General features: G+C 42.1%; 20 protein-coding genes. 10 read left to right on the top strand and 10 right to left on the bottom strand.

Features of this window, described 5'->3' with window-relative positions; genetic code table 11:
- Positions 1-16: 16 nt before the first annotated feature.
- Positions 17-817, bottom strand: coding sequence for a 2,5-didehydrogluconate reductase DkgB (gene dkgB, locus R7O03_RS14005; RefSeq protein WP_064368441.1), 801 nt, complete (start codon positions 815-817; stop codon positions 17-19).
- A 112-nt stretch (positions 818-929) separates the two neighbouring features.
- Between dkgB and R7O03_RS14000 the strand changes: the two genes are divergently transcribed.
- Positions 930-1835, top strand: coding sequence for a LysR family transcriptional regulator (locus R7O03_RS14000; RefSeq protein ID WP_005377343.1), 906 nt, complete (start codon positions 930-932; stop codon positions 1833-1835).
- A gap of 132 nt (positions 1836-1967) precedes the next feature.
- Positions 1968-2873: a TIGR03571 family LLM class oxidoreductase gene (locus tag R7O03_RS13995; RefSeq protein ID WP_170890255.1), complete on the top strand. Its 906-nt coding sequence runs from the start codon at positions 1968-1970 to the stop codon at positions 2871-2873.
- A 115-nt stretch (positions 2874-2988) separates the two neighbouring features.
- Here R7O03_RS13995 and R7O03_RS13990 read toward each other — a convergent pair whose 3' ends face one another.
- A complete protein-coding gene (locus tag R7O03_RS13990) occupies positions 2989-3873 on the bottom strand; it encodes a LysR family transcriptional regulator (RefSeq protein ID WP_318131783.1) in 885 nt (294 codons plus the stop codon).
- Positions 3874-4032: 159 nt separating this feature from the next.
- Between R7O03_RS13990 and R7O03_RS13985 the strand changes: the two genes are divergently transcribed.
- The 3 genes from R7O03_RS13985 to R7O03_RS13975 all read left to right on the top strand — a co-directional run bounded on the left by R7O03_RS13985 (position 4033) and on the right by R7O03_RS13975 (position 6925).
- Positions 4033-5214 (top strand): MFS transporter, encoded by a 1182-nt coding sequence (locus R7O03_RS13985; RefSeq protein WP_213971014.1) that lies wholly within the window; start codon positions 4033-4035, stop codon positions 5212-5214.
- Between the two features lie 143 nt (positions 5215-5357).
- Positions 5358-5879, top strand: a complete 522-nt coding sequence (locus R7O03_RS13980; protein WP_031777252.1) for a TetR/AcrR family transcriptional regulator — start codon at positions 5358-5360, stop codon at positions 5877-5879.
- Positions 5876-6925 carry an alcohol dehydrogenase family protein gene (locus tag R7O03_RS13975; protein WP_318131782.1) on the top strand — a complete coding sequence of 350 codons (1050 nt, stop codon included), beginning with the start codon at positions 5876-5878 and terminating at the stop codon, positions 6923-6925. Before R7O03_RS13980 ends, R7O03_RS13975 begins: the two co-directional genes overlap by 4 nt.
- A 205-nt stretch (positions 6926-7130) precedes the next feature.
- Here R7O03_RS13975 and R7O03_RS13970 read toward each other — a convergent pair whose 3' ends face one another.
- Entirely contained in the window at positions 7131-8042 is a 912-nt protein-coding gene (locus R7O03_RS13970; protein WP_318131781.1) for a GlxA family transcriptional regulator, read from the bottom strand.
- A gap of 120 nt (positions 8043-8162) precedes the next feature.
- Here R7O03_RS13970 and R7O03_RS13965 point away from each other — a divergent pair, with 120 nt between their 5' ends.
- Entirely contained in the window at positions 8163-8681 is a 519-nt protein-coding gene (locus tag R7O03_RS13965) for a cysteine hydrolase family protein (protein ID WP_318131780.1), read from the top strand.
- A gap of 120 nt (positions 8682-8801) precedes the next feature.
- On the top strand, positions 8802-9563 hold the full coding sequence (locus R7O03_RS13960) for a transporter substrate-binding domain-containing protein (RefSeq protein ID WP_005388903.1): 762 nt from the start codon (positions 8802-8804) through the stop codon (positions 9561-9563).
- A gap of 98 nt (positions 9564-9661) precedes the next feature.
- Here R7O03_RS13960 and R7O03_RS13955 read toward each other — a convergent pair whose 3' ends face one another.
- Positions 9662-10735 (bottom strand): permease, encoded by a 1074-nt coding sequence (locus R7O03_RS13955; RefSeq protein WP_411977478.1) that lies wholly within the window; start codon positions 10733-10735, stop codon positions 9662-9664.
- A gap of 346 nt (positions 10736-11081) precedes the next feature.
- Here R7O03_RS13955 and R7O03_RS13950 point away from each other — a divergent pair, with 346 nt between their 5' ends.
- Positions 11082-12074 (top strand): zinc-binding dehydrogenase, encoded by a 993-nt coding sequence (locus tag R7O03_RS13950; protein ID WP_005377328.1) that lies wholly within the window; start codon positions 11082-11084, stop codon positions 12072-12074.
- Between the two features lie 147 nt (positions 12075-12221).
- Here R7O03_RS13950 and R7O03_RS13945 read toward each other — a convergent pair whose 3' ends face one another.
- The 4 genes from R7O03_RS13945 to R7O03_RS13930 form a co-directional block, all read right to left on the bottom strand.
- Positions 12222-13124, bottom strand: a complete 903-nt coding sequence (locus R7O03_RS13945; protein WP_206970878.1) for a homocysteine S-methyltransferase family protein — start codon at positions 13122-13124, stop codon at positions 12222-12224.
- Positions 13125-13346: 222 nt separating this feature from the next.
- Complete coding sequence (locus R7O03_RS13940) at positions 13347-14081, bottom strand: amino acid ABC transporter ATP-binding protein (protein ID WP_005377326.1); 735 nt, start codon at positions 14079-14081, stop codon at positions 13347-13349.
- A gap of 14 nt (positions 14082-14095) precedes the next feature.
- Entirely contained in the window at positions 14096-15043 is a 948-nt protein-coding gene (locus tag R7O03_RS13935; protein ID WP_005377325.1) for an amino acid ABC transporter permease, read from the bottom strand.
- A gap of 135 nt (positions 15044-15178) precedes the next feature.
- Positions 15179-15967, bottom strand: coding sequence for a transporter substrate-binding domain-containing protein (locus tag R7O03_RS13930; protein WP_005377324.1), 789 nt, complete (start codon positions 15965-15967; stop codon positions 15179-15181).
- 461 nt (positions 15968-16428) lie between these two features.
- Between R7O03_RS13930 and R7O03_RS13925 the strand changes: the two genes are divergently transcribed.
- On the top strand, positions 16429-16773 hold the full coding sequence (locus R7O03_RS13925; protein WP_005377323.1) for a DUF3316 domain-containing protein: 345 nt from the start codon (positions 16429-16431) through the stop codon (positions 16771-16773).
- Positions 16774-17384: 611 nt separating this feature from the next.
- Here the strand turns inward: R7O03_RS13925 and R7O03_RS13920 are convergent.
- Together R7O03_RS13920 and R7O03_RS13915 are read right to left on the bottom strand one after the other, a co-directional pair.
- Positions 17385-18359 carry a porin gene (locus R7O03_RS13920; protein ID WP_005377322.1) on the bottom strand — a complete coding sequence of 325 codons (975 nt, stop codon included), beginning with the start codon at positions 18357-18359 and terminating at the stop codon, positions 17385-17387.
- A gap of 140 nt (positions 18360-18499) precedes the next feature.
- The gene (locus R7O03_RS13915) at positions 18500-19423 is read right to left on the bottom strand and encodes a LysR family transcriptional regulator (RefSeq protein WP_017821684.1); all 924 of its coding nucleotides are present in this window, start codon (positions 19421-19423) and stop codon (positions 18500-18502) included.
- A gap of 378 nt (positions 19424-19801) precedes the next feature.
- Here R7O03_RS13915 and R7O03_RS13910 point away from each other — a divergent pair, with 378 nt between their 5' ends.
- A complete protein-coding gene (locus R7O03_RS13910) occupies positions 19802-20971 on the top strand; it encodes an efflux RND transporter periplasmic adaptor subunit (RefSeq protein WP_318131778.1) in 1170 nt (389 codons plus the stop codon).
- The last annotated feature ends 6 nt before the right edge of the window (positions 20972-20977 follow it).

Below are 20977 nucleotides of genomic sequence, written 5' to 3'. Positions count from 1 at the left end.
TTCCCGTGAAACTCACTCAATCGTCCCACTCAGGCGCTAGCCCTTCAGGGTTTACTTCGCGGCCATTTCTTTCCAGCGCATCTATCTTAGCGATCGCCTCTTCACTCAGATTAAGTTCAAGTGCTTTCAGGTTACTTGCCAAATTCTCTCGTTTAGTTGAAGACGGGATCACCGCGTAACCTTTTGACAAAGCCCAAGCAAGTGCGACTTGAGCTGGCGTGGCCTGATAGTCCTCAGCAATACCTGCAATAGTTGGGTCCCTAAGTACTTTCCCATATGCCAAGGTCATGTAAGACGTTACCTGAATATCGTTTTCCTGCATGAAGCTGACCAACTTACGATTTTGCAAATAAGGGCTAAGCTCGATTTGGTTAGTAACAATATTCTCTTTACCGACCACTTCTATCGCTTGTTGCAACAAGTCAATATTAAAGTTGGATACGCCAATATTACGGGTTAACCCTTGCGATTTAGCTTCAAGTAATGAAGCCATGTATTCGTTCAAGTTATTATTATTGCCAGGCCAATGGATCAAGGTCAAATCCACATAATCTGTATTTAGCTTTTCTAAGCTCTCTTTTAGACTTGGAATGAGTTGTTCCGTGTTCATGTTATCAACCCAGATCTTGGTCGTAATGAATAGCTCATCACGTGCAATACCGGACTGTGTCAATACTTCACCGATTTCTGCCTCATTACCGTAAATCTGTGCAGTATCAATTACGCGGTAACCCACTTCTAACGCATTACGGACTGAATCCTTAACTACTTCACCCTCTAAACGAAACGTGCCGACGCCAAATGATGGTACTTTCATCTAAATCTCCTGAATTATCGATTTTATAGTTGATTCGAAGCAAAACTTTACGCCGCAAGAAACTTTCCGTAAAGTTAACAATACTCAAATCTAATTTGAAATATATTCAACAATGAAAGCTACTCTAGATGAAATGCGCACCTTTATGGCCGTGGTCGATACGGGTTCAATCAGCTCTGCGGCTGAACTGTTATCGATGACCGTCTCGGCGGTGAGTCGATCGGTATCTCGGCTAGAAGCCAAACTCGAAACGACTTTGTTAAATCGCACAACCCGTAAGTTAGATGTTACTAACGAAGGAACGATATATCTCGATAAAGTCAGACATATTGTAGAAGCAGTAGAGAATGCCGAAGCACAACTGAAAAGCCAGAAATATAAGCCCTCTGGCCTCCTACGAATAAACGCAGCTACCCCCTTCTTACTGCACGTACTAACGCCGCACATTGCTAAATATCAGAGCTTGTATCCGGAAGTCGAAATCGATCTCAATTCCAATGAGGAAAATATTAGCCTTTTGGGAACAAAAACCGATATTGCTTTTCGTATCGGTGAGCTACAAAACTCAACCATGCGCGCGATATTTCTTGGTAAAAGTCGGATTCGAATAGTCGCGAGTCCAGAGTATTTAAGACAACATGGTACTCCAACCTCAATAGATCAGTTACTCAATCACAAGCTACTTGGATTCAACAAGCCGGAGTATCTTAAGGAATGGCCGATCATGGATGATAAGAACAAACTTCTGCGTATTATGAGTAGCCTAAGATCTGATAATGGCGAGACGCTAAGATGTTTAGCCTTACATGGTGCGGGGATAGCTTGCCTGTCTGACTTTATGACCTACTCTGACCGACAAGCTGGTCGCTTAGTGGGCGTGCTTAGTGAACACACGCATAATGTCGAACAGCCCGTTCATGCGGTGTATTACAAAAATGCCAGTACCTCACGCCGGATCAGCTCTTTTATTGACTTCATCAAGCAAGAAATCAAGGTAGAGAACCACCAGTTCCTTTAAAGACCACCGCTGTTTGTGGCAAAACACTTTTGTCTTTTTGCCGCTTTTTCTCACAACAAAAATCTCATAGTGTCCTGAATATCAGGGAGGCACCTTGCCTCCTAGTACTCACAGTAATAGTCAGGCTTCATAATGCATAAAGATTTAAGTAACAGATTCACCATCGGGGTTGAGCTCCCCCTAGATAATGACTGGACCCAAGAAGGCCAGAAAAAACGCCTGCTCCAACGAAAACCGTTCGGCGTACCAGACATGAGTGTACATAAACAGCGTATTATGTTAGCCGATAAGTTAGGCTTTAACGTAGCGTGGGTGAGAGATGTCCCGTTGTACGACCCTAACTTTGGAGACGCGGCACAAATTTATGAACCGTTCAGTTATCTTGGCTATCTCTCTGCGTGCACTGACAACATTCTACTAGGGACAGCAGCGATAGTATTACCGTTAAGACAACCTTGGCTAGTAAAAAAAGCCGCTGCGACCATCAACGAGTTAAGTGGTGACCGCCTGATACTCGGTGTGGCTAGTGGAGACCGTCCTAGTGAATATCCCGTTTTTAACGCTAACTTTGACAGCCGTGGCTCAGCTTTTCGAGAAAGTGTAGAGATTTTGAAAGATACGCAAAATGATAAGCTGGGTAACGATCTACAGTTATTACCCGAGTTTGCTGATATTCCTATCTATGTCGCAGGGTTAGCGCAGCAAAGTCCACAATGGATAGGAGAAAACCTAGACGGCTGGCTCGCCTACCCAGGCACACCTGATGATCATGAACACCGCGTTGCACTTTGGCGCTCCGTAGCGGGAAACAAACCCTACGCCAGCTTTATTCATCTTGATTTAGTCGATAACCCAAATGCACCAGTCGTTCGGCATCATTTTGGTATCCAGGCCGGAGTCAATGGCTTGAGCGATGAGCTAGAAAAAATGCAAGAAGCAGGAGTCAATCACATCGGGTTGCATTTCCGTCGTAATAGCCAACCAATTGATAAATCAATGGAACAGATCGCTCAGTACGTGTTGCCACGCTTTAACTAAGAGCAAATAAAAATATGTGCCACCTTACTAAGGGGTGGCACGCTAGGCTTGGCAGTTGGAAAAACAAAAGCTGCAATAACGACAAAACTCTTTTGTTAAAACAACAATAATAGTGTTATTTTAAAGTAAGTCTTGGTTGAATAAAGTCGATGAACGCGGAAATACGCTTAGAGACTGAAGAAGATTTGTAGAACACAGCATTGACCTGTTCTCGTCCAGTATTTGTGATTTTTTCCGATTCAAACAATGCCACTAACCGTCCAGAATCAAGATCATCTTTCACCATAAAGCCAGATAAACATGCAATGCCGTTCCCTGCCAGCACTAACTGTCTAACCGTTTCACCACTGCTGGATAGGATATCAGGCTCTATCATCTCAAACCCTCGTAATGGCCACTGATTTAACACTTTAGCGCCAGAAAAACCGATCAAGTTATGACTGCGCAAATCGCTCACCGCTTCAGGGAAACCTCGTTTAGATAAATAACCAGGCGTGGCAACGATAAATAGTGGGCTTGTTCCTAAAGGTTTAGCATGCAGTGTTGAATCCGATAATCGTCCAATACGTATCGCCACATCGGTTCTTTTTTCCAATAGATCCACAAAACCCTCATTAGAGGTAAGATCGAGCTGAATATCAGGATAAGCCTCTTTAAATGGCTGAATTAACGGCACGAGTTGATGTAAAACAAATGGGCTAGCGGCATCAACTCTTAAGCGCCCCTTGGGTAATTCACCTCGTGTGATGATCTCTTCTTCAGCTTGCTGTATTTGTAGTAAACCTAAGCGAACCGCTTCAACAAACTGATGCCCTTCCTCAGTAACTTCCACTCTGCGTGTCGTGCGATTCAGCAAGGTTGCCCCCAACTGTGATTCAACTTTACTAACCGCACGAGATACCCTAGCGACTTGGATACCTAGTGCATCAGCAGCGGAAGAAAATCCACCACTATCCACAACTGCCATAAGAATCTCTAATTCATCTGATCGGGTTAACATTTCATCCCCTTCCCTAACTGCGCATTTCCTTCACTTATAACAAAAGTATTTTGTAATAAACACCATTTTTCGCAACGAATAACTCTTTAATAATACACGACATGGAGACGGGCTATTCGTTTATCCATTCATATTCAATGATTATAAGAGAGAGTTGTTATGCCTTTAGCTTTACTTGCATTGACGCTTAGCGCCTTTGCTATTGGAACCACGGAGTTTGTAATTGTCGGTCTGATACCGACTATGGCCTCCGACCTCAACGTATCATTACCTTCAGCGGGTCTTTTAGTTAGCCTGTACGCACTTGGTGTCGCGGTTGGTGCTCCCGTTTTAACAGCGCTGACTGGTAACTGGAAAAGAAAGTACGTTCTGCTTTCTGTTATGGCACTGTTTGTTCTTGGCAATCTGTTAGCCTGGCAAGCACCTGGATACAACACACTAGTTACAGCAAGGATACTGACCGGGCTTGCACACGGTGTGTTCTTTTCGATCGGCTCGACTATCGCCACTGGCCTAGTGTCAAAAGAAAAAGCCGCTAGCGCAATTGCTATTATGTTTACCGGTCTGACCGTAGCTCTAGTGACGGGCGTGCCACTTGGAACTTGGATTGGCCAGACATTTGGTTGGCAGGCAACCTTCCTAATCGTCGCGATCCTTGGAATCATCGCACTGATAGGAAGCGCTCTACTAGTGCCGAGTAATCTGAAACAACCACCAGCAACCAAGCTGTCATCGCAAGTAAAAGTCTTGACTCAGCCTCGTCTACTTTTGGTGTACGCAATCACCGCGCTCGGTTACGGTGGTACGTTCACAGCCTTCACTTACTTGGCTCCTATTTTGGAAGAAGTTTCGGGGTTTGGCTCTAGCGCTATCAGCCTAATTATGTTGATTTATGGTGTATCAGTCGCATTCGGCAACATCTGGGGCGGAAAGATGGCCGACTCTATGGGGCCAATCAAAGCTCTGACAGCGATTTTCTCGGGCCTAATTGTGGTATTGCTCGTGTTTAGTGTCACAGCATTTAATCCAATTTCTGCAGTAGTGACCATTCTTGTCTGGGGTGCCTTTGCCTTTGGTAACGTTCCAGGACTTCAAGTTTATGTTGTCAAACTAGCAGAGAAATATTCACCTGATGCAGTCGACGTCGCTTCTGGTCTCAACATTGCTGCATTTAACGTAGGTATTGCACTGGGTTCTTGGGGCGGTGGCCTTATCGTGGCCAATGCTGGGCTGATGCACACACCTTGGATTGGCGCGATCGTAGTATTAGGTGCTCTACTACTAACCCGTTTCAGCGGAATGCTAGACAAGCGTGGAGAACAGCACGCAACGGCACACTGATTCACGTTCCGAATCTATAAAAATCACTTAAATTAGCCCGGCATTACGTCGGGCTTTCAATACAGAGTTTAAATACACCATTGACTGAGGTAGAAAGTTTATTCTACCCTTAGGTAAAACAAACGTTCTACCTGGTGTATCAAATAGTGAAAGAAAAAATCGCAGCAAGCCTAGAAAAAGCATTCAGTCAGTATGGCTTCGCCGAGCCTAGCGTACCCCAACTCAAAAACGCCTGCGAAGTCAGCCTGAGAACCCTGTACAAATACTACCCCTCCAAGGAAGCGATGATTGTTGCAGCTCTCGAGCATCGCCATCAAAGGTATTTGAGTTTTTTGCTCGAAGACGCCCCTGCCAATGGAACACCGGCTGTATTACACCTATTCACTCGCCTCGAGGATTGGATGAAGGAGTTTGCACCGAATGGCTGCATGTCCATCAATGCATTAGCAGCCTATCCAGAAAATCTATCTATTAATCAAGCAGTAAAACAACACAAATTGGCGGTTCGTCAGCTTATGGTCCAACTAAGTCAGCGAGAAGACCTCGCAACCACACTCTTCTTGTTACATGAAGGTCTATCCAACGCATGGCCGGTTCTCGGTCACGCTGCCTTTGCATCCGCTGAACACACTCTGCTAGAACTAATGAAGGAGAACAATCAATGACCACAATCCCGAAAGTCATGAAAGGCGTCCAACTTATCGGTCATGGTGGGCCAGATATGCTTCGTTACCGCGATGATATACCTGTGCCAGTCCCCTCGCCTGATGATGTATTGATCCAAGTTGCCGCCGCCGGAGTCAATAACACCGACATCAATACCCGAACAGCATGGTATTCTAAAAATGACGCCAATAGCATGGATGCAAGTTGGTCAGGAGACGCGCTATCTCTCCCTCGAATCCAAGGTGCCGATGTATGCGGTACCATCGTCGCTGTTGGTGAGAATATCTGCCCATCACGAATCGGTCAGCGTGTGCTCATCGAACCATGTATTACGCGCTTCAACAGTCAAGCACTTAGCTCGCATTGGTACTTCGGTTCAGAATGTGATGGTGGCTTTGCTCAGTTCACTGTTGTTGACAGTAAACATGCATATGCTGTGAATAGTAGTTTATCGGATATCGATTTGGCCTCCTTCCCTTGTTCTTATTCAACTGCCGAGAACATGCTTGTCCGCTCTAATGTCACAGCGAGCGATACCGTACTGATTTCAGGGGCATCCGGCGGTGTTGGCTCTGCCGCAATCCAACTGGCGAAGGCGCGTGGAGCATACGTCATTGCTATCGCCAGCCCAGAAAAGAAAGAACAGATCACGGCATTAGGAGCAAACCAAGTTATCCCTCGCGATGCAAATTTGCCGGCGACTCTCGGAGAAAACAGCGTTGACGTAGTGATTGATTTGGTCGCAGGAGAGCAGTGGCCACAATTTCTTCAGGTACTAAAGCCAGGATCAAGATACGCTGTTTCCGGCGCCATAGGCGGCCCTATTGTCGAGCTGGATGTAAGAACTCTTTACCTTAAAGACCTAGCGTTATTTGGTTGTACCGTTTTGGCACCAGAAGTATTCGGTAACTTGGTTCGCTATATCGAACAGAACGCAATTCGTCCCTTAGTCGCGGAGTCATTTCCCTTGAACCAGATAGGTCAAGCGCAAGAAGTATTTTCACGCAAGCAACATACTGGGAAACTGGTTTTGGAAATCACATAGCTTTTGTGATTAACAGCGGCCTATACAAGTCGTTGTAATTTGAGAACACTTTAAGCATCCTAAAAAGTTCTCAATACTTAGAAGATCGCTACGGTTGGCTTAGCTTGTTATCCCTTTTCATCACGCTAAGCCAGCTTGTAAAAATATGCGGTGTTTGCTTCTGAGTTATAAATGTTTAATACCAACATTATCTTACTTCTGGCGTTTATGAACAGAACCGAGATCTGAACGACTTCGGTGTTAAACCTACGATCCTATTAAATATTTTCCTGAACGCGCTCACATCTTGGTAACCCACTCTAAATGATATTGCGTCAAATGTTAGGGTTGTCGACTCAAGTAAATCACAAGCTTTTTGTACTCTTAAGCTTTGTATGTATTGGTTAACATTGAAACCTGTCGCCTTTTTAAAGCGTCGCTGCAATGTCCTTTCTGTTAAACAACTCAACTCTGCAAGCTCTTTATTGCTCAGTTTTCCTTGATAATGATCGTTTATATAGTGCTGTAGTTGAACAATTACCTCATCACCATGTTGGAAGTTTGGGGTAAACTGTTGATAAAAGCGTTGCTCTCTCGGACCAGTATCAATAACCAACATTTTTCCTAACAGGCGCATTACTGCCGGTGACGCAAATAAGGAAACCAACTCCAAACCTAAATCCACCCATGACATCATACCCCCAGCCGTAATGATCGTTCCTTCGTTAATAAGGATGGCTTCTTGTCTTACGTGGATATCGGGAAACTGACTCGCTAATGAAGGAGCCAAGCCCCAGTGTGTCGTACAAGACTTATTGGTCAACAACTGGGTTTGAGCAAGAATAAAAGTACCGGCGCAGGCGGAGGCTAAAATCGCACCTTTACTATATTGGATATTTAACCAGTCGAGTAGCTCTGGCTCTGGTTCTAAGTAATATTGACCAGTGCCGCTAGGCGGAATCATTACCGCTGTTTTCACATCGAAGTGCGTGTTTGACCAGTGATCCAATATCTCTACTTCAAAGTGCACATCAACGCCCAATTTAGCCGCCGCACGGTTTGCCATCTCGAAGAGTTCGCTTAAACCATATACGGAGGCTTGCGAGCTATCTGGGTAATTAACGAGTGCTATTTTCATTTTCAATTATCTTCAAGTGTCGCTTTTTGACTCTTTTGTGTCATTTTAGACTCTAAAGAAGGTAGCTAAAAGTCTTTATATTATTCGTACCGCAATGATCCTGAATAAAAGGAAAAGAAAATGACTCAAAAAGCCCTACTTGTAATTGATTTGCAAAACGACTATTTCCCAGAAGGAAAGTTTCCTTTATGGAATACAGAATCAACTTTAGACAATGTTAAGAGAGCAATAACTAAAGCCAATGAGCAAAACATTCCTGTGATTCATATTCAGCATATTGCCGATCCTGCCATGGGCATTGCCCCATTCTTCAATGAAGGCAGCGACGGTGCCAATATTCACCCAGAAGTTCTTGCTTTAGCGCCGAATTCCGAAATCGTGGTAAAGCACTTCGCAGATAGCTTTGAAGGAACACGTTTAGAAGAAGTATTGGTAAGCAAAAATGTAACGGAGTTACTTGTATGCGGAATGATGACACAAAACTGCGTCACACATACTGCTATTTCAAAATCTGCGGACAAGTATGATGTTTCGATCTTAATGGATAGCTGTACCACGGTCGATGAAATGATTCACAACATTGCACTTCACGCTGTCTCAACGAGAGTTCCCCTCGTAACTATTGAAGATAAGCTGTAATACACGCAAAACCTTTCGCTCACACAATGCGGGCGAAAGGTCACACATATATGTGCTTCCATTGATATTTGCTTACTTTGTGTTAAACATTGGTTTCCAAATAGTTACAAGGAAACGTTTATGAAATGGATAGTCGTATTGTTTATTAGCTTATTTTCAGTTTTCAGCCATGCGAAAGAGTGGAAACAAATTCGCTTCACTGTTGAAGGGGCTTACCCCCCATTTAGCTGGACGACAAAAGAGGGAAAGCTAGAAGGGTTTGAAGTCGACCTCGCTAACGCGTTATGCAAAGAGTTAGAAGTAAAGTGCGTTATCTCAAAAATGGATTGGGATGGCATCATCCCTTCTCTCCTTAGTCGCAAGAACGATGCGATTATTGCTGCAATGACAATCACAGAAGAACGAGAAAAGAAAGTCGATTTCACCGTCCCTTATGCAAAAGTACCTACTCGTTTTGTAATGAAAAATGATAGAGAAATCAACATGGATGACGGCAGCCTAAATCGTTTATCTATTGGAGTTCAAAGAGCCACAATTGGTGATAAGTACCTTTCTGCCTTGTATCCAGATATTGATATTCGTCGTTATGGTACGTTCGATGAGGCATTTACCGATCTACTCAATGGACGGTTAGATGCTGTATTTGGCGGCTCAATCGGTTTAAGTGCTGGTTTTCTTGAAACTGCACAAGGTGAAGGCTATCACTTTACTGGACCAGCGTTTACAGAGGAAAAGTGGTTCGGCCGTGGCATTGGCGTAGCAGTGAGAAAACAAGACAAAGAATTAAAAGCATTACTCGATAGCGGAATACAAAAATTGATCCAGAGCGGTAAGCATAAAACCATCGCCAGCAAATATTTCTCCTATAGTATTTACGAGTAACCTCGCAATTTTTTTATAGCCTGCGCGGTATAGGAAACTTCCCTTTCCCTATATGGCGACAAAAACAGAGCCCTCGAGCAGTCGCCCGAGGGTTATTTTTATAAAAAAGCCCACGTATATAAGTAACCCGCTCCCATGGCCATCGTTAAGATAACGATTAGGAAGGCAGCGATCATTTGGTTCTTAAAAATTGATTTCAACAAAATCACTTCTGTAAGACTTGCGCCAGCACTACCAATAATAAGCGCCATAACAGATCCAAGAGCCATACCTTTTTGTACTAGTGCCGCGCTAAGTGGAATGACCGCCTCTGCACGGATGTACAATGGAATACCAATGATTGCTGCGACCGGAATCGCGTACCACTTCGCTTCACCAGCGAACTCCGCAATGAACTCCGTCGGGATGAAGCCATAGATAAATGAACCAATCGCAATGCCCATCATGAGATAAGGGAACACTTGCTTAAAGTCTTTCCAAGTTGATTGCCAAATACGTGCCCAGCGGCTAGGTTCTTTCTCTTCCACGACTGTCGCTGTTGCACTACCGTCTGATAAGCAGCAAGACACTTCCACTTTAGGTTCAGGTTTTGGTGCATCACCACAACAAGATGTTTTCGCCGCAACTGGCGTAGGTTCATTGCAGGCGCTGGTATCACAGCTTGATGCTGGTCTCGCTTCTTCTTTTTTCTTGCTTGAATCGCCACAAGAAGTACCGCACGAAGAAGAACCTGCCGCTTGATATGCTTCTGGTTTGACGTAACGTTCAAACCCTAGTTTTTCAAGTACATAGCCTGCTACCACTGATACTGACATCGCAATAGCAAAGTAAAATACCGCAACTTTCCAACCAAAAGTCACCACAAACAAGCCAATAATCACTGGGTTAAGCAACGGGCTTGCAAATAGGAACACCATCATAGGTCCAAAACCTGCTCTTGCACGCAACAAGCCTTTTAAGAAAGGAATGGTCGAACACGAACAGAAAGGCGTAATCGAACCTAGCAACGCAGCAATGAAGTAACCTTTACCCTTTTTCGAGCTTAGAATAGATTGAATTTTTTCTGGCGTTAGAAAATCTTGCAACACACCGACAATGTAGCTAATTGCCAGAAATAAGATGATAAGTTCAGTTGCTAGAAACGCAAACATATCCAGCGCTTCTTTAGCCATAGTTATAATTTCTGTATTCACATTTACTCTCCTCGTCATTTTTCGCTAACAAGCTTACCTGATAGATAAGCCTTTATTTCTATATTTCTGGAAATATAGAATCACAAAACAAAAGATCAACAGAATATTTCCATAAAAATGGAATAATAAAACTAGTCATTACTTATCATAAAGTTACATGTCGTTAGCTATGCAGACTGGTTATCGATGATAATTTCAGAGCATCTCGAATCCTTTTTATCAAACATAACCTAAAATTATCAAAATAAGAAAAAACCATAATTATTGCAGCAGCACCCTCTGAGTTAGTATGACTTTCGACCATTCTTAATAATAAGGAAAACCTATGAGAGCGATAACTTACCAACGAGATAACGATACTTTCTCTTTATCCGAATTACCTACACCAAAACTAGAAACCCAATTTGATGTATTGGTTAAAGTTAACGCTGTTGGTTTGAATCCTGTCGATGCAAAAATTCATTATTGGTCAGACATGGTCACTAACATGGATAACAATTTTGTTGGCGGGTTAGACGTATCAGGAGAAATAGTCTCTGTAGGCGATGCGGTCGTTGATTGGAAGGTTGGCGATAAAGTGTTGTATCACGGAAACATGAGACGCCATCACGGAGGATTCGCTGAATTTGCTATCCATGATTCAAGAACGCTTATAAAGCACCCTCAGGTTCCGGTTGAAGTAGCAGCATCTACACCTTGCGCAGCCTGGACCGCATATCGCGCTTTGGTAGACAAGCTCGATATTTCAAATCGAAGCAGCATTTTTATCGCCGGAGGTGCTGGCGGCGTTGGAAGCTTTGCTATTCAGCTAGCAAAGACATTTGGTGTTGAACAGATCATTGCTACTAGTTCAGAAGCTAATCACGCATATTTGTCCTCGTTAGGAGCAACCCATACGATTGATTATCATCATGAAGATGTAGTTCAACGAGTAATGGACATTACCGGAAATCATGGCGTTGAGGTTGCACTCGATTGTGTAGGCGGTGATAACGACCGAATTGCAGCCTCGGTGTTAACCTTTGAGGGAGAAATGGTGGAGCTCGTCAAGACTGTCGACCCTTCTCAATATCCAGATGCCTTCTTAAAAGGCTTGGGCTTCCACCAAATAAGTTTGGGCTCTGGTCATGTCTTTGGCGAGAGAGGGTTTGCAAGTATCGTTAATGCCGGAAAGGAAGTGTCTGAGCTATTAGAAAATGGAGAATTGGAAGTACCGAAACTGAAGATCATCGGCTTAGAGGATGTAGGTAACGCACTCTTGGACATGCGAAATCAGAGAACAGTTGGAAAGATTGTCGTTAATCTGAACCAAAAATAATTAATAAAGATCTCGAGGCACACTGGCAAAGTAATGAGCAAGTTAAAGCATCTTGTTACTTTGCCAGATACGAAAGACTTTTATTTTATCTATAACGATGAATGAAAAACAAAATCTCTTGTCATGCTTCCCTGCACTTCACCAAAATTAGGCGTTTTCGAGAGTGTCTCTCCAAGCCGCTAGCAATTTAATATGACGTGGTTCAATCCCACAGCAACCACCAATAATGCTTGCTCCCTGCACATGCCACTTTTTAGCATACTCAAGATATTCAGTCGGAGAGAAATGACGAACTTCCTGAATGGTCTCGTTGGCTTGGTGCGCTTGCTTTATCGGAGCAAAGCTATTTGCGAAAACACCTATCGTCAATTCTCTACCTGACTCACTCAATACTGCTTGTGTATCAATGATCGCTTGCTCGACAACTTCAGGAATAGAGCAATTGAAAAAGATACCTGAAACATTTGTTTTCAACAACGTATTAACCGCGACTTTAAGAGATTCCCCTGAGCGAAGGCGAGGCAAAGAGTTAGGGTCATCCATTAAGGTGAAAGCAAGATAATTGGGCTTATCTGTTTTGGCTAAAATTATTGATAGAATTTCAACTTCAGCAAGGCTAGACACGGTCTCAGCTAACCAAATATCAACATATTGATCTTGAGCTTCAAATAACTCAGAAGCCACTTCCAGTGCCCTTTTCGGCTCGAATAATTCAGGCCTGTAAGACCCCATTACAGGAGGAAGAGACCCCGCAACGAGCACTCTATCGTTAGAGCTGGTGACTACATCTCTGGCAATTTTGGCTGCAGATTTTGCTAACTCAGCCCCTTGCTTTGCATAGAGTTCCTCTCCTAAGTGAAATGGAACACATGCATAACTGTTAACAGTGATAATCTCAGCGCCAGCGTCTATGAAATTCTCATGGGCCATTTTTACATATTGTGGTGATTCAATTAGCGCTTGTGCACTCCAAAGCGGCTGAGAAAAAGGGGCGCCAATACGTTTTAACTCTCGCCCCATACCACCATCTAAAATTGTTACCTTCTTCATTTAGACATCCATACTGCCAAACATCCATAAGCTCCATTCAAACACAATTTTTATCAATTCAAAATGAAATTGTTATGTTTAAAGTGAACAAAGACTTAATGGCTGATTAAACACTCTAGTATTTACCAGACCTTTCATTCGGACCAAGCTAATGTTATCGCCATTAACTTCGAGTAACATGAAGTGATTGAGGGACTCGCCCTCAATCAAATTTTCTCTTTATTATAAGACCTTAGATAAAAACTTCTGTAATCTAGGATTGGAGGGGTTATCAAAAAATCGCTCAGGAGAGTCAGAAACCAAAAGCTCACCATCTTCCATAAACAACACCCTATCAGCGACCTCTTTTGCGAAACCCATTTCATGAGTAACCACGACCATCGTCATTCCGTCCTTGGCCAAATCTTTCATCACATCAAGAACTTCTCCAACCATTTCAGGGTCTAGTGCTGATGTGGGTTCGTCAAACAACATAATGTTGGGCTTCATTGCTAACGCACGAGCGATTGCGACGCGCTGCTGCTGTCCGCCTGATAAATGATTAGGATAATTATCCATTCTCTCCGACAGACCGACTTTATAAAGCAAATCTTTTGCTTCTTTCTTCACCGATTCAGGGTCACGTTTAGAAACCTTTAAAGGTGCTAACATGACGTTCTCTATCGCCGTTTTATGTGGAAAAAGGTTGAAGCCTTGAAATACCATGCCCACATCAGCGCGTAGTTTATTGATATCCGTAGATTTGTGGTACATATCGATACCATCTACGATTATAGACCCACTATTTATTGTCTCTAATTGATTAATCGTCCGTAAGAATGTTGACTTACCAGAACCTGACGGTCCTACGATGACAATCACTTCCCCTTTTTCTACATTTACCGATACGTCCTTGAGCGCATGGCAGCCATTAGGGTAAATTTTATTAATTGTTTTTGCTGAAATAATGTATTCCATTAATGACTCCACCATTAATCACTTGCTGCCAATTTCTTTTCTAACGTTTGTATTGCCCAAGATAAGGTACTAGTTAGAAGCAAATAAAGGGCCGCTACGGTAAACCAAACTTCAAATGGGGCAAAACTACCACTTACGACTTCCCTGCCCGCTTTTGTCAGATCAGTAATCGAAATCACGGAGACAAGTGAGGAATCTTTTATCAGGTTGATAAACTGCCCGGCTAAGGGAGGTAATGTCTGCTTAAACGCTTGAGGTAAAATGACATAAATCATCGCTTTGGGATAATTCATTCCTAGTGAACGCGCCGCTTCCATTTGTCCTCTTGGGATTGACTGGATTCCTGACCGCACAATTTCTGCGACATAAGCGGCGGTAAACACGGAGAGCGCTATCACTCCCGCAGTAAAACGCTCTAGGTCAAGCACAGTACCAATAAAGAAGTAAACGATAAAAATCTGTACTAAAAGAGGCGTTCCACGAATGACCTCGACATACACAAGCGCCAGCTTTTTTAATGCCGGATTGCTGGATATACGCATTAGTCCGACAACTAAGCCCAACGCTAGAGCAATGATAAGTGACCAGAGCGAGATTTTAATTGTCGTCACAACACCATCTAAAATTGGGCCAGAGCGCCACTCTTTTATAGTTGCTAAGGTATCTCCTTCAAAAATAAGATCACCTTCATAGACGTCCACAGACTTATATTGGCTTAGTTCAAGAACAATATCACCATGAATACTCTCCAGAGCCAGTTGGTTATTCTCGTCGAGAATGATGTTCCCATCGACAGGCGCGGTAATGGATGAAGCAGCGTTAGTGGCAATATAAGGAAGGACACGCTCCCAATTCCAGCTGTAATCGATTCGCTTACCTGACAGATAGACAAGACCGCAAATTGATAGCAAAACAAGAACAAAAACAGCGTTCCACAATAGGGATTTAAAGTTATTTTGCATGTGATTCCGAGAATGACTTTGATTAAAGTTGGTTGGGTATTTGAATAAAGAAAAGCGTTAGCTTCACAGCACGAACCGTTTGGTTGGCGATGAACCGAGCCAGAAGCTAACCGCTCCTCTACAATAACAATATGATTACTTGACTTGCTTTAACCATTTATCGTCGTTAAACCACTTATCGTAAATGCGATCGTAAGTTCCATCGCCCTTAATTTGACGTAAATAGTTGTTTAAGAAGTTAAGCGTATCTGGATTTCCTTGCGGCACAGCCCAACCCAAAGGCTCGTAAGTAAACGGTTTAGCCAAGTGCATTAACTGCCCTTTGTTTTCCGCCACATAAATAGAGTTGTAAGGAAAGTCATAAACAAACGCATCTACCTTTCCGTTGGCAACCTCAAGTACCGCTTCAGACTGAGTTTCGTATAGATTTATCTTAGCTTTCGGAAGGTATCGTTTTACCGCTTGCTCACCCGTTGTCCCAAGCTTAGTTGCAACAACATATTCTGGACTATTGAGATCTCGGTAACTAGACACTTTACCTTCATGTTTGAGATCTACGAGAATGGATTGACCAATAACCACATAGGGATCAGCGAAATTCACCTGAGTATTTCGCATAGGTGTGATAGTCATCCCGCCCATAATCATGTGACACTTACCAGTCAACAGTGTTGGGATAATGCCATCCCATGAAGTGTTTACCGGCACAAACTTAACATCCATGGCACGCGCCATTTGTTTACCCAAATCGATATCAAACCCAATGTACTGCCCATTTTTTGCTGTCATTTCAAAAGGCATATACCCAGAATCAAAGCAGACTTTTAGCTCCCCTGTACTTTTGATGTCGTCTAAAATTGGGTCTGCATTAACCGTCGTCGAAACAGCTAACCCCAGTGCAGCAAAACACAATAACTTTTTCATGGATATTCCTTTATCATTTGTTGTAAAGTTTTTTTATACACGACAATAGAATAAAAAACCACAAACAATGACTTTTTAATCACTAGAATTTGTAGGATCGTTACTAAGCTGGAAGATCTGAATGAAAATCTATACCAAGCCATTGCAATTGAATTGCATGCATTAAGTGATTAAGTTGTAGGCAGGTCACTATAACGACAAGAAACATACGCTTTGACTGAATAGTCAGCGTTTCCGAGAGTGGTTTAATTAATAACGAAACCATACAGATATTCGCTTTTTCACATTGACCGTAATGTCAAAAGTGCTTGAGTTTTATTGTTGACAATTCTTCCATAGTTAATGGTCACAAATGTGATGTACAGCACATTTATATAATGGCACTATCACCTTTGTCGAGAGATATTAACAAGGATTCGTTGGACATCTTGACTTTGTAATACAAATAAAAAGGTGACTATATGAAAAAACTAATGACGCTCTCATCACTATTATTATTCAGTTTATCTGCTACTGCTGGTATTCATGTCGAACACTCTACAAACAAAGTTGTTCTCAATGACTTTACGACAAAAGATGCCGCTTATAGCTCTGCGTTTGATCTTGTCGATGAATACCAAACTCTATCAAAACATGAACTTAGAAATCGTCTAAACATCATTGGAAGCGGTTTCCCTCGTGATATTGCAATCGATGATAGTAAGGTGAGAGTTGAAGAATACGCACTTAACCGTGATGAAGTTAAATATCGTGCAATCATAAACTTCGATTATCACTTCAGAACAAGTGACGGCGGTAAAAACTAAAAATCATCTGCACCTTTACTTTCTTAGAGCCCTTCCTATTTTAAGAAAGTAAAGGTGTCTAATCATATTGAAACGACTGCTTTTCATAAATCGCTCTCTCCTTACGTAAACAGTATCAATCCCTACCTCTATCGTTTTACATAAAAATCATTTTTCCAATCTTCATTGAGATACATTTCGTCGTTTGGCGCTTTGTCATTCGCTTGGTTCGCCATATGGATTCCACATCACTTAAATGAAAAAGACACTTGAAATTGAGTTTAATTTTCTATGAAGATTAACTAAATCTAAGATCGACAATTGTCGTTACATTTTTCTCGTTTATAGCAATATATAAAACTACTCTTTTCGTTTTAATTAACCATAAAGCGTGAAAATAAAAAAAGGCAACAAGACACTTCTTGTTGCCAAAGAAAAAATATATCATTCAAAAAATATGAAAATGAAAACTAGCAGTGGACTAGCTAACAAAACAATTATATTCAAAACACTTAAACAAGTAACGATCAATATAATCCATTATATATGGACGAAAGTCAGCACTTATGAACTTACACCGATAAATAAAAAAGCCTGAAAATAGTTTCAGGCTTTTTAGCTTTATTAATTTTTTAGAATGAATATCTCGCAGCTATTGCAAGAATATCGTCTTCATTGTCTACATCTGTAATTCTGTATTCTGCTAGTGCTTTAAAATTAGAAGTCAAATCGTACTCTGCACCTAGTGAGTAGTAATCGACGACATCTTCATCATCACGCTCTAGATTGTTATAGCCAACTAGTGCCCAAAGCTTATCTGTTACTTCATAAGTGGCAACTGCTTCAATACCGGTGTAATCAATATTACTTTCAGAACCATCTTTAGCCCAGTTTTCACCATCACTGTATAAAACAGAGGCATAAAACTTGTCGTATTCAAATGCAATAGCACCCGTTAGCAGCTCTGCATCTTCTGCACCCGATTGCCCTTCACCTTCGTTGTAACCAAGCGCAACTTTGAAGCCATATGGCAACTTGTAGTCAGCCGCCGCACCATAAGAGGCTGCATCTGTTGACACTTCATCGTTTTCAGCCTGATAGCTAACATGAATATTCAAACCTTCATAGCTTGTCGTTAGCTTAAATACTGAATCGGAGCGACCGGTACCATATAGATCCGCACTTACGCCAGCAGCTTCATTACCAAACTCCGGGAAAATATCCGTGTAGTCAGATACTAAAGTGACCGCACCGTATTGACGTCCATAACTTACTGTTCCGTAATCTGCACCAACTCCTACATAGCCTTTTCGGATATCAAATTCATCATCTTCAATCCCATCAGCATCTCTGCGATTAGACTTAAATTCCAACTCATATAAGCCGAAGGCATAAAGATCTTCATTTATTTTAGACTCACCTGAAAGTCCTACACGAATGTAGCTATTATCTCCGTCAGCATTTTTATCATCAGAGAAATAATACATCCCTTGCGCTCGGCCATGAATATTTAACACTGATTCTTGATCTTCATAAACTACGGCTGAATTTGCAGCACTTGCAGAGAAAAGTGCTGCGATTGCGATCGACGTTCTTGTCATTTTCATTTAATTACCACTACTTGTGTTGTTTGAATCGAGTGAAATTATGAACAGTGGCAATTATTTTTAAAGTGCAAATTCAACCATATTCTATGGATAAATATAAACAAGCCCTCAATCTAAAACATTATGTCCTAGTACTCATATTAGTCGAGATAATCCATCCAAACAGGAGGCGTTCCTATTATTTTTTGAACAGTATCAATGAACAGTTTGGCTAATGGTTGTTGATTTCGGTGAGTATACATTGCATATATTTCCCCTATTGCGGGAAGATTATAATCAGGAAGCAACTGTACAAGATCTTGTTTACTCAAACTCTCCTGAAGAAAGAACTGCCCAATTAAAGCATACCCTAAATCAGATTTTACGGCATCGAGCATTAACTCAGTTTCATTAACGAAGTACTGCCCATTGATATTATACGTTCTAACGTCGCTTGATGACTGGCTTGGCGCTATACGTAGCTTATCTGCCTTAAAGTTAGCATTCGAGTATATTACTGCTGGCATTTTTATAAGCTCTTCTGGAGAGCTCGGGGTTCCATACTTGTCAATAAAACTCTTCGATGCAACCAGTGCCATATTATTACTTGCCAACTTACGTACTATCATGTTGGACTCTCGGATTGGTCCGATACGAAACACAACATCAAAACCTTCGTGGATAACATCGACTCGATTATCATCGAGCAGCAGCTCTACAGTAATGTTTGGGTACTGTTTTATAAACTCTTTAACTGCCTGATTTAAGTATGCTCTGCCAAAGAAAGTGGAGCTTGATATTTTCAGATTACCTTTCGGTTCATCCTGAAATGTAGCAGCAATACTACGAGTTTCAGTTAGAACCTCTCTTACTTTCTTAGCTTGCGCCACCATCTCAACACCTGCATTGGTCAGGGATAGCGAACGTGTGGAACGGTTTAACAGCCGTAAGCCCAATTCATCCTCTAGCTTTTTGATCTGTTTTGACAAAGCTGAACGATCTATATGATTTCTGTCAGCAGCTTTAGCAAAAGTTCCGTATTCAGAGACATCCAGTAGTAATTCAAGTTGGCTTGCGAGATCCACTGCACAATTCCTTATTTAGTTTTTATTCTTTATGTGATGGGAAATGGATTTTACAAAATTAATTTCAATTTTTTATGGTTCAAATTGCATCAGTGAATTGCAAATAATGCACGAATTAAAAACGCTTTAATTTTCGTCGCTATCTTTAGCTTCTGTTTAGCTATTCCTATCTATTATGGCTTATTACATTTAACAATACTCCACGTCTTTAAAACCCTAAACTGACCTTTTTCAAACCAAAAAATGAGCATTTTGACCAATATTTAATCGTGCATTTTTATCACTACTCTATGTTCGCTGAGGGCCTATTTACCCATAGGTACAATGAATACAATGCCGTTCCTTTTAGTATGAACAGAATCATTTAGGGCGCGACAAATGTTAAAGAAAGTTTTCAGCATTGGCCTTTTATCCGTTTTAGCTGCTTGTGCAGACGAAGAGATAACCAAACAACCTAATACTCCCTTACCTACGATAGACGTCTCCAAAGTCATCTATGAGCCCGTTCAATCGTGGTTCACCTTTACAACAAGGCTCCAAGCCCCAGAGAAAGTTTCTTTAATGCCACGCGTTTCCGGAGTTATTGAAACGGTAGAGTTCAAAGACGGACAGAGTGTCAACAAAGGCGACTTACTCGTCACTCTTGATGATCGAACCTTCAAAGCTCAGGTCTCACGACTTGAAGCGCAAGTTAAGAGTGCTCGAGCTGCGCTAGAGCAAGCAGCAAACGAACAAAAGAGAGCCGCTCAACTTGTTAAGCGAAAGGCCATCTCAGCGGAACAAGCAGAGGCCCGAGATACCGCAGTAAAACAACGCTCTGCAGAACTAATGGCCTTGCGTGCTCAGTTAGAATCCGCAAAGTTAGATCTTGAGTTTACGAAGATATATGCCCCTATTAGCGGCACTATTTCAAGAGCATTCATTACTAAAGGAAACAATGTAAACGCAAATCAAAGCGTTATATCAAACATTGTCTCTAACGATCAGGTATATGCATACTTTGATGTCGATGAGCGAACTTGGAACCGTTACTTCTCGACAATCAATGCCGACTCTAACTTACCTACTCGTCTTGAACTATCTGGACAAAATGGGCAGGAGTTTTTTGGACGCGTTGACTTTGTCGACAACTCCATCAACGAAAACACCGGTACTTTGCAGGTTCGAGCGGTATTCGATGCAACAAAATCAAACTTAAAAGTGGGATCGTTTGGCCGAGTTCAGATATCAACAACCAAACCAGTTGAACGAGTTCTCGTTCCAGAGCGTTCTATTGGCACAGATCTAGAAAACCGCTTTGTATTAACACTCAATGAAGAGAATACGTTGCAATACAGCATCGTAACCTTAGGCGAACGTTACGGAACATTTCGTGCCATCGAGAATGGCTTGAACGCCGACTCAATTATTGCGGTAAATGGCCCAGCAAAAGTTGGCCCAAATAGCAAAGTCACACCAAAAAATGTCACGCTAGATATTAGCAACACTTCATTGATTATGGCTTCAAACTCAACATCGTTGCCAAACAAACGTTTAGCTCAAGACTAAGAAGAC

The organism is Vibrio sp. Vb2960 (assembly GCF_033337665.1).
In the GTDB taxonomy this organism is placed as follows: domain Bacteria; phylum Pseudomonadota; class Gammaproteobacteria; order Enterobacterales; family Vibrionaceae; genus Vibrio; species Vibrio alginolyticus.
This window is presented reverse-complemented; position numbering and strand designations above follow the sequence as displayed.